The organism is Streptomyces sp. AcH 505 (genome assembly GCF_000818175.1).
Taxonomy (GTDB): domain Bacteria; phylum Actinomycetota; class Actinomycetes; order Streptomycetales; family Streptomycetaceae; genus Streptomyces.
Genome location: NZ_JTIY01000001.1, coordinates 3,592,032 through 3,602,249, shown reverse-complemented (window position 1 = coordinate 3,602,249; position 10,218 = coordinate 3,592,032). Strand labels below are relative to the sequence as shown.

The 10,218-nt window shown below is 70.6% G+C and carries 10 protein-coding genes; 2 read left to right on the top strand and 8 right to left on the bottom strand.

Features of this window, described 5'->3' with window-relative positions; translation table 11 throughout:
• On the top strand, positions 1 to 563 hold a 563-nt coding region (locus HY68_RS45185), incomplete at its 5' end, for a helix-turn-helix domain-containing protein (RefSeq protein ID WP_041996265.1).
• Positions 564 to 596: 33 nt separating this feature from the next.
• On the opposite strand, the gene HY68_RS16480 is transcribed toward HY68_RS45185, so the two are convergent.
• The 8 genes from HY68_RS16480 to HY68_RS16445 all read right to left on the bottom strand — a co-directional run bounded on the left by HY68_RS16480 (position 597) and on the right by HY68_RS16445 (position 9,894).
• Complete coding sequence (locus tag HY68_RS16480; protein ID WP_041989471.1) at positions 597 to 2,771, bottom strand: tetratricopeptide repeat protein; 2,175 nt, start codon at positions 2,769 to 2,771, stop codon at positions 597 to 599.
• A complete protein-coding gene (locus HY68_RS16475) occupies positions 2,768 to 3,163 on the bottom strand; it encodes a hypothetical protein (protein WP_041989468.1) in 396 nt (131 codons plus the stop codon). The genes HY68_RS16480 and HY68_RS16475 overlap by 4 nt, the downstream gene beginning before the upstream one ends.
• A 37-nt stretch (positions 3,164 to 3,200) precedes the next feature.
• On the bottom strand, positions 3,201 to 3,809 hold the full coding sequence (locus HY68_RS16470; RefSeq protein ID WP_041989465.1) for a DUF6879 family protein: 609 nt from the start codon (positions 3,807 to 3,809) through the stop codon (positions 3,201 to 3,203).
• Positions 3,802 to 4,071 carry a hypothetical protein gene (locus HY68_RS16465; protein ID WP_041996263.1) on the bottom strand — a complete coding sequence of 90 codons (270 nt, stop codon included), beginning with the start codon at positions 4,069 to 4,071 and terminating at the stop codon, positions 3,802 to 3,804. The genes HY68_RS16470 and HY68_RS16465 overlap by 8 nt, the downstream gene beginning before the upstream one ends.
• A 96-nt stretch (positions 4,072 to 4,167) precedes the next feature.
• On the bottom strand, positions 4,168 to 5,328 hold the full coding sequence (locus tag HY68_RS16460) for an acyl-CoA dehydrogenase family protein (protein WP_041989462.1): 1,161 nt from the start codon (positions 5,326 to 5,328) through the stop codon (positions 4,168 to 4,170).
• Positions 5,329 to 5,334: 6 nt separating this feature from the next.
• Positions 5,335 to 6,273, bottom strand: a complete 939-nt coding sequence (locus HY68_RS16455; RefSeq protein WP_041989459.1) for a hydroxymethylglutaryl-CoA lyase — start codon at positions 6,271 to 6,273, stop codon at positions 5,335 to 5,337.
• Positions 6,270 to 8,213 carry a biotin carboxylase N-terminal domain-containing protein gene (locus tag HY68_RS16450; RefSeq protein ID WP_041989457.1) on the bottom strand — a complete coding sequence of 648 codons (1,944 nt, stop codon included), beginning with the start codon at positions 8,211 to 8,213 and terminating at the stop codon, positions 6,270 to 6,272. Before HY68_RS16450 ends, HY68_RS16455 begins: the two co-directional genes overlap by 4 nt.
• A gap of 64 nt (positions 8,214 to 8,277) precedes the next feature.
• On the bottom strand, positions 8,278 to 9,894 hold the full coding sequence (locus tag HY68_RS16445; protein ID WP_041989454.1) for a carboxyl transferase domain-containing protein: 1,617 nt from the start codon (positions 9,892 to 9,894) through the stop codon (positions 8,278 to 8,280).
• A 117-nt stretch (positions 9,895 to 10,011) separates the two neighbouring features.
• Between HY68_RS16445 and HY68_RS16440 the strand changes: the two genes are divergently transcribed.
• The coding region (locus tag HY68_RS16440) for a helix-turn-helix domain-containing protein (RefSeq protein ID WP_041989451.1) at positions 10,012 to 10,218 on the top strand (207 nt) is incomplete at its 3' end.

Genomic DNA, 10,218 nt, shown 5'->3' with positions numbered 1-10,218 from the left:
CCGCCGAGGCGGCGCCCCTGCTGGGCCCGGGCCCCTGGACGGTGGTCCACGCCCGCGGCGGCGCCACCCCGTTCGCCGCAGGCGCGCTGGCCGCCGCGCTGGGCAGCGCCCTGTACGAGACGGCCGGGACCGCCGTCCGCGTCGTCACCGACCACGAGGTCACCCCCCAGCCCGGCTGGACCCTGGGCGTGAGCGACCCGGTCACCCCGCCCGACCTGCCGACAGCCGCCCTGCGCGCCGAACGCGCCCTGCACCGCGCCGAGGCCACCCGTACCGCCCTGGTACGCCACCACGAGACGGGCCTGACCGGCCTGGTGGCCCCGGAGGAAGCCACGGCCCACGCCCGCACCCGGCTGGCCCCCCTGACCGACTCCCCCGCCCTGCTGGACACCCTCCGCACCTGGCTGTCCCTGCACGGCAGCTGGGACCGCACAGCGGTGGCCCTGACCATCCACCGCAACACGGTCCGCCAGCGCATCGCCCGCTGCGCGACACTCCTGGAGACGGACCTGGACGACGCGGACGTCCGCATGGAGCTGTGGTTCGACCTGCGCTGGCTCTGACGACCTGCGGAGTCCAGGCCCCGCTACCTCGGGTCACTCGCTGGCAGAGTCACGTCTCCCCCAGGCACGCTGCAGTCTTTCGAGCCGCTCCAGGGACCATGAGGTCCAAGGATGTTCGGTCCCCAGGACGCGCGCCCGCGTGTGCGCCACCAGCTCAGCCTGTGCCACTGCCTCGTCGTGCAGACCAAGCTCGCCGAGGACCCGGCTCAGTAACGCGCGAGCGGCGAGGGTCTTCGGGTGCTCCGGTCCGTAGGCACGCTCAAAAGCTACGACCACGTCGCGGACGAGGGGCAGCGCCCGGGTTTGCCGTCCGGCGACGATCAGCGCGAAGCCGTAATTCAGCTCAGCACTCAAGGTGATCGGGTGCGCCGGGCCGATCACGCTGTGGCAGTCCGACAGCAACTCGGCTCCGCCGACCGGGTCCAGCTCGGCCTCGGCAGCAAACTCCAGCAGGTATGTCCGCGCGATCAGCGTCGACGGGTGGCTCGCGCCAAGCGCGGCGGTCAGGCCGTCAATCGCCTGTCGCAACATCGACGCTGCCTCAGCCTTCTGATCAAGCGCCCAGGCGAGCACCGGAGAGAGCCCCACACAGCACTCCAGCGTTTCGACGGCACTCGCGCCAAACGCCGCGGTGCAGTCCGCGAGAGCGAGGCGATGGACCGCCTCCGCCTCCTCGTACCGCCCGAGCCGATAGAGGGACCGCCCCACACGCCGGCGGAGTGCGATCACCGCGGGGTGGTTCGGCCCGAGCAGCCGCGTCCCGCGCGCCACCGCGTCCTGTCCTACCGACAGGGCGGAGGCGAAATCTCCCGCCCGGTGAAGTGCGACCGCGAGCCGCAACGCGCACTCCAGCACCCGTGTCGCCGTCGCCTGTTCCACCTCGGTCCACTGAGCCGCCCGCCGCAGCAACGCCAGGGTGTGCGGCACGAACGGAGCGATGGGCGGATCCTCACGCGCCCACGGTTGCGTCACATCCGGCAGCACTGCGCTCAGCAGCTCTGCGGCTACGCGCACAAGCAGGTCTCGCTGCTCGGCCGGGGTGCCCCGAGCGATGCTTTCCAGCAGTACGCCGTGGGTCCGCAGGCAGCGGGGCGGACCGGGTACCAGGCGGGTGAGCGAGTGGTCGAGCAGACCTCGGAGCGCCGTTTCCACCCGAGCGCGAGGCAGCAGCGCGTCGACCCCCGCTCCTGTCAGCAGGGTGAGCGGCAACGGGTCGTGGGACCAGCAGCCGAGCAACTGCATCAACAGCGTGGCTTCGGGCAGGCCTTGGGCGCGCAGTGCGTCCAGTGACAATTCCCACGTACTGCTGGCGAGATGGCGGGACTGGTGGTCACCGCGGTACGTAGCCCCTTGGTCCAGGAGGTCGATGGGATCAGTCCCGTCGCCTCGGTCCAGGGCCCGGCCGTACTCCGCCATGCTCCACGGGCTGATCACCTGATGCGCCAGATAGCCGCCGGCAAGGGTGAGTGCCAGTGGCAGTCGGCCCAGCCGATCCGCGATCTCGGCCGCCTCCTCCACTGTGCCGCTCTCCGGTGCCAGGTCGCACAGCAGTTGCGCCGCGTCCTCCCGTGGCAGGACACCGACGTGGTGCAGCGTCGCCCCGGGCCACCAATGGGAGGCGACCTGCCGGGTGGTGACCAGTGTGATGCCGCGCGGACTGGTGCGCAGCCAACTGCCGTCGCGGAGTATGGCCGGGTCATCGGCGTTGTCCATCACCAGGAGCCACGGCTGGTCGGACCGGTCCAGCCGGTCCCACACCAGGTCGGCAGCCGCGCGCAGGCCGTTGCGCGCGGCGGTGAGCTCCCCCTCGCTCGCGCCACGGTCAGCGGCGACGGCGAGCATTCCCGCGCGTAGTGAGGCCAGATCGGGGGCGTTCACCCACAGTCCGACCCGACCGCCCTCGGCAGTCGCGAGACGAAAAACTTCCGAGGCGACGGCGGTCTTACCGCAGCCGCCCAGCCCGTGCAGGACGTAGACCTGATGAGCCCCGCCGTCTTCGAGGGCGGTCCGTAGCTGCGTCATCAGCTCCAGCCGATCGCGCAGGACCACCGGTGCGCGCCCCACCGCCGGTTGTCTGACGGAGTCGGGCGCGGCACCGACCGTGAAGGCAGCGTGACCGTGATGATGGTGCTCGGTGATGTGCTGATCCCCACGGCTCTGATAGACCCGGCCGTCGCCCTCCGCCCGTCCCTCGGTCGATCCGCTCACCGTTCGGTGATACGCAGGTCGCGACCTGCCTGGTAGATCTTGGCGTTGCCGGCGGCGCTGGCGCGCTGTGAGAAGGTCACATCGGCGTCGGTACCGGGCGCCAGATCGTTCAGCAGCTTCCGCAGCTCCACCGCGAGCTGGGGCTGTTCAGTCAGCAGCCGCCGAATCCGGCCCTGCCACTCAGCGGCCAATTCCTGCTCGGCGGTCGGATCTGCGGCCAGGTCCTCCCGGGTGCTGTGGAGTTCGTCGGCCACCGCGTCAGCACGCTCGGGCCGAGCCCGCTGCCACAGGGCGACGACCCCGTCCCTGGTGCGCTCCCAGGCGTCCGTCGCCATCAGAGCGACGAGAGTCGCGCTCGCGCTCTGGGCAAGCATGGTCAACTCCGAATCCATGGCGCATGCTCCTGCCGCTGCGGTCTCCTTCCCACCGTCAGTGAACGGTGGGCGGCCCGAGCGGGGCGATCTCCCGCTCGAAGAACTCAGAAAACTCCTCGCCCTTGGCGTACAGGGACTCGAACTCCGAGGTCGTTGTCTTGATCTCGTCAGGTTCGGTGAACCGAAGCGCCCCTGCTCCCTTCAGATCGTCGTCGTAGATCACGGCGTACATCACCGAACTTCCGAGGATGACGATCTCAGGCACCTGCGTTTCGCGCTCCAGATCAGCGATTTCCCGGGCATCCAAGACCCGGATCTGTTCGCCCAGTTCCGACCGGAGCCGGAAAGAGTTCATCTCCCATTGCAGGTAAGGGGAAACCGGGAACTCAACGACACGAATCCTGCGGAATGCCAGACTTCGTCGCGCGGCATCCCGGAAATACGCGGCAACCGAATCCCGCTCGCTCTCGATCAGCCGCAACGCCCCTGCCCAGTCCCCGGAAGCGAAGGCGTCCCAACTCGGCGAGCCCTGTTCTCTGAAGGTCTGGCCGCGCTCGATCTTGGCAAGGAGGCTGATGTCACTCTCGTAGACTCGGCCGAAGTCGGCGAGATAATCAGGCCTCTTGAGGAGCTCGCCAGCACCGTCGCGGAAGCAGTCAAACATGGGGAATATCCGCCTTCGCCGCGATGAGCATGTTTCTGGGAATGACGACGAGACGCTCATCGAGGCCGACGGAGACTCCGTCCGGCAGGCGGCTCCCGAGGGAAGCGGTGAGGTCACGTCCGATCACAGCGATGTCGCCGTTCTCCAACTCCCAGATGTCCGGGCATTCGGGGCCGGAATTGGTAGCACCCAGCTCCAGGGCCGACTTTCCGAGGCGTCTTTTGAAGTCTGTTTCCGGGTCCGCTTCCCACGGTCTGCTCATGCTGCCGCCCTCCCGCTCCACTGCGGGTCAACCTACCAGCGCTCGCTCGCCAAAGTCCTTGTCAAGTAGGGCATTTGGCCTGTTCGAATGAGCCGTTCAGCTGGGCAGGCCCAGTTCCCTGGCGATCAGCATGCGCTGGACCTCGCTCGTGCCCTCGCCGATCTCCAGGATCTTGGAGTCGCGCCACATCCTGGCCACCGGGTACTCGTTCATGAAGCCGTAGCCGCCGTGGATCTGGGTGGCCTCGCGGGCGTTGTCGACCGCGACCGTCGAGGAGTAGAGCTTCGCGAGGGCCGCTTCCTTCTTGAACGGTTCGCCGTGGACCAGACGGGACGCCGCGTCGCGCCAGCCGATGCGGGCCATGTGGGCGCGCATCTCCATGTCGGCCAGTTTGAAGGCGATGGCCTGGTTGGCGCCGATCGGGCGGCCGAAGGCGTGGCGTTCCTTGGCGTAGGTCACCGACTCGTCCACGCAGCCCTGGGCGAGGCCCGTCGCCAGGGCGGAGATCGCGATCCTGCCCTCGTCGAGGATGCGCAGGAACTGGGCGTAGCCGCGGCCCTCCTCGCCGAGGAGGTTCGTCAGCGGGACCCGTACGTCGGCGAAGGACAGTTCGCGGGTGTCCGAGGCGTTCCAGCCGACCTTCGAGTACGGGGGTGCGACCGTGAAGCCGGGGGTGCCGGAGGGGACGATGATCGAGGAGATCTCCGGGCGGCCGTCCGGCTTGCGGCCGGTGACGGCGGTGACCGTGACCAGGCCTGTGATGTCCGTGCCCGAGTTGGTGATGAAGCACTTCGTGCCGTTGATCACCCACTCGTCGCCGTCGCGTACGGCCGTCGTGCGGGTGCCGCCCGCGTCCGAGCCGCAGTCCGGCTCGGTCAGGCCGAAGGCGCCGAGCAGTTCGCCGACGCAGAGCCGGGGAAGCCACTCCTGCTTCTGCTCCTCCGTGCCGAAGCGGAAGACGGGCATCGCGCCGAGCGAGACGCCGGCCTCCAGGGTGATCGCCACCGAGGAGTCGACACGGGCCAGCTCCTCCAGGGCGATGCCGAGGGCCAGATAGTCGCCGCCCATGCCGCCGTACTCCTCGGGGAACGGCAGCCCGAACAGGCCCATCCGGCCCATCTCGCGCACGATCTCGTAAGGGAACTCATGGCGCTCGTACAGGTCGCCGATCTTGGGTGCGACGACCTCGTGGGCGAACTCCTCGACCGTACGGCGGAGTTCTTCGTGCTCGGTCGAGAGACGGTGGTCCAGGGACATCGAAGGTCACTCCTTGGGCGAGAGGGCGCGGACGGTGCGGGACGGGCTCGGGCGGCCCAACTGGTCGGCCATCCAGAGGCTGGTGGCGGTGAGCTTGCCGAGATCGACGCCCGATTCGACGCCCAGGCCTTCGAGCATCCACACGAGATCCTCGGTGGCGAGATTGCCGGTGGCGCTCTTCGCGAACGGGCAGCCGCCGAGGCCGCCCGCCGAGGCGTCCACGGTGGTCACGCCGTGCTGGAGCGCGGCGAAGGTGTTGGCCAGTGCTTGGCCGTACGTGTCGTGGAAGTGCACGCCGATGACGTTCGTCGGCACGCCCTCCTCGTTGAGCTGGGCGAGCAGGGTCTGTACGTGGCCGGGTGTGGCGACGCCGATGGTGTCGCCGAGGCTCAGCTCCTCGCACCCCATGTCCAGCAGGGCCTTGGCGACCCTGACCACCTGGTGGGCCGGGACCGGGCCCTCCCAGGGGTCGCCGAAGCACATCGACAGATAGCCGCGGACATGGACCTTCGCCTCCCGCGCCCGCGCGACGACCGGCGCGAACATCGCCAGCGACTCGTCCACCGTGCGGTTGAGGTTGGCCTTGGCGAACGACTCGGTGACGCTGCCGAACACGGCGATCCGGCGGGCGCCGAGGGCGACCGCGCGGTCGAGCCCGCGCGCGTTCGGTACGAGGACCGGCAGCCGGACGTCCCCGAGGTCGGCCAGCAGCGGGAACAGCTCCTCCGCGTCGGCCAGTTGGGGCACCCACTTGGGGTGGACGAAGCTGGTCGCCTCGACCGTGGTCAGCCCGGCGTCGGCGAGCCGGTGGATGAACTCCGCCTTGACGGCGGTCGGTACGACCGTGCTCTCGTTCTGCAGGCCGTCACGGGCGCCCACTTCGTGGATCCGCACGCGCGGCGGCAGGCCCTGCGCCGCCACGGGCATCGGCAGTCCAGCGGTCATGACTCCTCCTGCGGTGTGACCACGGCCAGTACCTGGTCCATGGCGACGGTCGAGCCCGGCGTCACGTCGAGTGCGGTGACGGTGCCGGCGTGCGGGGCGGAGATGACGTGCTCCATCTTCATCGCCTCGACCACGAGCAGACTCTGGCCCGCCGCCACGTCGTCGCCGACGGCCACCTTCACGACCGTGACCGTGCCGGGCATGGGCGCCGTCAGCGAGTCCGTGGCGCCCGCCCCCGCCGCCTCGCGCAGCGCTGCCTCGACCGGGTCGTGGTCCTGGACGTGCCAGCTGTCGCCGTCCCTGCCGAGCCAGTCGCCCGCCCGGTCGAAGGTGTACGTCATGCCGTCCACGGTCACCGTGACCCGGCCGGGCTCCACGTGACTCCGGTCGGCGGGCGGTGCTTCCTGAGCAACGGGTTCGAGTCCCGCGATGCGCAGCGGGTGCGTCACGGGCAGCGGGGTGCCGCCCATCCGCCAGCCGTTCGGTACGGAGAAGGGGTCCACCCAGCCGGTACCGGCGCCCGGCGCCAGCTCCGCCTGCCGGACGGCCGCCGCTGCCGCGTACACCTCGGGCGGCACCTCCGTGTCCACCAGGCCGTCCACCTCGCGCTCCACGAGACCGGTGTCCAGATCGCCGGCGACCACCGAGGGGTGGGCCAGCAGTCTGCGCAGGAAGCCCGCGTTCGTCGGGACGCCCAGGGTGACCGTCGCGGCCAGGGCGGCGCGCAGTTTGCGCAGCGCCGTCGCCCGGTCGGGTCCGTAGGCGATGACCTTCGAGAGCATCGGGTCGTAGGCACTGCCCACCTCGGCGCCCTCGACGAGGCCCGAGTCGGTCCGCACCCCGTCGCCGCGCGCCTCGCGCAGGGCCAGCACCCGGCCGCCGGTGGGCAGGAAGCCACGGGCCGGGTCCTCGGCGGAGAGCCGGGCCTCCACGGCATGTCCGGTCAGCGTGACGTCCGGCTGTGCGAAGGGCAGCTTTTCGCCCGCCGCCACCCGCAGCTGCCACTCGACCAGATCGAGGCCCGTGACGAACTCGGTCACCGGATGCTCGACCTGGAGCCGGGTGTTCATCTCCATGAAGAAGTACGCGGACGGGTCGCTGCCGGGGACGATGAACTCGACCGTCCCCGCGCCGGTGTAGCCGCAGGAGCGCGCCGCCGAGACCGCGGCTTCGCCCATCGCCGCGCGGGTCGCCTCGTCCAGCAGGACGGAGGGCGCCTCCTCGATGATCTTCTGATGGCGGCGCTGGAGGGAGCACTCACGCTCGCCCAGATGCACCACGTTTCCGTGTCCGTCCGCCAGGACCTGGATCTCGATATGGCGCGGGCGGTCGATCCAGCGCTCCACCAGCAGGGTGTCGTCACCGAACGAGGCGCGCGCCTCCCTGCGGGCCGCCGCGATCTCCTCGGCCAGCGACCCCTGCTCGCGCACCAGCCGCATGCCCTTGCCGCCGCCGCCCGCCGACGGCTTCAGCAGCACCGGCATACCGATGTCCGTGGCCGCCACGACCAGCTCGGCGTCGGTCAGTCCGCTGCCCGACGAGCCCGGTACGACCGGCACCCCGGCCGCCGACACCGTCTCCTTGGCGCGGATCTTGTCGCCCATCAGCTCGATGGCGGGCGCGGGCGGGCCGATGAAGACGAGCCCCGCCTGGGCGCAGGCGCGGGCGAACGCCCCGTTCTCCGCGAGGAAGCCGTAGCCCGGGTGCACCGCCTGCGCGCCCGTGCGGGCCGCCGCGGCCAGCAGCCGCTCGACGGAGAGATAGCTCTCCGCCGCCGCCGCTGGGCCGAGCCGTACCGCCGTGTCCGCCTCCCGTACATGCCGGGCGTCCGCGTCCGCGTCGCTGAAGACCGCGACCGAGCGGACCCCCAGCGCGCGCAGGGTACGGATGACGCGCACCGCGATCTCGCCGCGGTTGGCGACCAGGACCGTGTCGAACATGCCCACCCTCATTCCGCCCTCACCATTGCCGCCGTCAGACCCGTCAGACCCGTCACGTCCGCCCTCACATCCGGAAGACGCCGAAGCCAGGCTCACCCAGCGGCGCGTTGGCGCAGGCGGTCAGCGCCAGGCCCACCACCTGGCGGGTCTCCAGCGGGTCGATCACGCCGTCGTCCCACAGCCGGGCCGTGGCGTAGTACGCGTTGCCCTGGGTCTCGTACTGGGCGCGGATCGGGTCCTTGAACGCGGCTTCCTCCTCGGCGGGCCACTCCTCGCCGCGCCCCTCGATCTGGTCGCGCTTGACCGTCGCCAGCACCGAGGCCGCCTGCTCGCCACCCATCACGGAGATCTTGGCGTTGGGCCACATCCACAGGAAGCGGGGCGAGTACGCCCTGCCGCACATCGAGTAGTTCCCCGCGCCGTACGAGCCGCCGATGACGACCGTCAGCTTCGGAACCCGGGCGCAGGCCACGGCGGTGACCATCTTCGCGCCGTGCTTGGCGATGCCGCCCGCCTCGTAGGAGCGGCCGACCATGAACCCCGAGATGTTCTGCAGGAAGAGCAGCGGGATGCCGCGCTGGTCGCACAGCTCGATGAAATGCGCACCCTTCTGGGCCGACTCGGAGAACAGGATGCCGTTGTTGGCGACGATGCCGACCTGATGGCCATGGATGCGCGCGAAGCCCGTCACCAGCGTCGTACCGAACTCGGACTTGAACTCCGCGAACCGCGAGCCGTCCACGAGCCGGGCGATGACCTCGCGCACGTCGTAGGGCGTACGGGAGTCGACCGGCACCGCCCCGTAGAGCCCGGCGGGATCCGCCTTCGGCTCCTCGGCCGGCTCGACGGACCACGGCAGCGCCCCGCGCCCGGGGAGCGTGGCGACGATGGTCCGGACGATCCGCAGCGCGTGCGCGTCGTCCTCCGCGAGATGGTCCGTGACGCCCGACGTACGGGAGTGGACCTCGCCGCCGCCCAGCTCCTCCGCCGTGACGACCTCGCCCGTCGCCGCCTTCACCAGCGGCGGGCCGCCCAGGAAGATCGTGCCCTGGCCGCGCACGATCACGGCCTCGTCGCTCATCGCCGGGACGTAGGCGCCGCCCGCCGTGCACGAGCCGAGCACGGCCGCGATCTGCGGGATGCCGGCGCCGGACATCCGGGCCTGGTTGTAGAAGATTCGGCCGAAGTGGTCGCGGTCGGGGAAGACCTCGTCCTGCATCGGCAGGAAGGCGCCGCCCGAGTCGACGAGATACACGCACGGGAGGCGGTTCTCCAGGGCGACCTCCTGGGCGCGGAGGTGCTTCTTCACCGTCATCGGGTAGTACGTGCCGCCCTTGACCGTGGCGTCGTTGGCGATCACCACCACCTCACGGCCGCTGACCCGGCCCACCCCGGCGATCACGCCGGCGGCGGGCGCCGCGCCGCCGTACAGCCCCTCGGCCGCCAGCGGCGCCAGTTCGAGGAAGGGCGAGCCGGGGTCGAGGAGGGTGTCCACCCGCTCGCGCGGCAGCAGCTTGCCGCGCGCCGTGTGCCGGGCGCGGGCCTTCTCACCGCCGCCGAGCCGGGCCGCCGCCAGCCGCGCGCGCAGATCGCCGACCAGCTCGGCATGCGCTTTCTCGTTGGCCCGCCACGTCTCCGACGCCGGATCGGCGGCGCTCGCCAGCACCGGTGCCTGCTGCATTCCCTCGCGCCCCCACACTGATCGACGGCCGATCGGCAGGACCGGCGCGTGTTAATGACCGTTAACGTACGCCTTCAGGTTAACGACCGCTAACACCTCTGTCTAGAATGAATTCCCATGAGCACCAGGACCGCGGCCCCCACCCGCCGCGAGCAGATCCTCAGCGAGGCGGCGCGCCTCTTCGCCGAGCGTGGTTTCCACGGCGTCGGCGTGGACGAGATAGGGGCGGCCGTGGGCATCAGCGGCCCCGGCCTCTACCGGCATTTCGCGGGCAAGGACGCCATGCTCGCCGAACTGCTCGTCGGCATCAGCGTAATAACCCCG

Coding starts and splice junctions, on each gene's coding strand:
- HY68_RS16475 (WP_041989468.1), bottom strand. CDS start 3,163: ATGGATTCGGAGTTGACCATGCTTGCCCAGAGCGCGAGCGCGACTCTC.
- HY68_RS16470 (WP_041989465.1), bottom strand. CDS start 3,809: ATGTTTGACTGCTTCCGCGACGGTGCTGGCGAGCTCCTCAAGAGGCCT.
- HY68_RS16465 (WP_041996263.1), bottom strand. CDS start 4,071: ATGAGCAGACCGTGGGAAGCGGACCCGGAAACAGACTTCAAAAGACGC.
- HY68_RS16460 (WP_041989462.1), bottom strand. CDS start 5,328: ATGTCCCTGGACCACCGTCTCTCGACCGAGCACGAAGAACTCCGCCGT.
- HY68_RS16455 (WP_041989459.1), bottom strand. CDS start 6,273: ATGACCGCTGGACTGCCGATGCCCGTGGCGGCGCAGGGCCTGCCGCCG.
- HY68_RS16450 (WP_041989457.1), bottom strand. CDS start 8,213: ATGTTCGACACGGTCCTGGTCGCCAACCGCGGCGAGATCGCGGTGCGC.
- HY68_RS16445 (WP_041989454.1), bottom strand. CDS start 9,894: ATGCAGCAGGCACCGGTGCTGGCGAGCGCCGCCGATCCGGCGTCGGAG.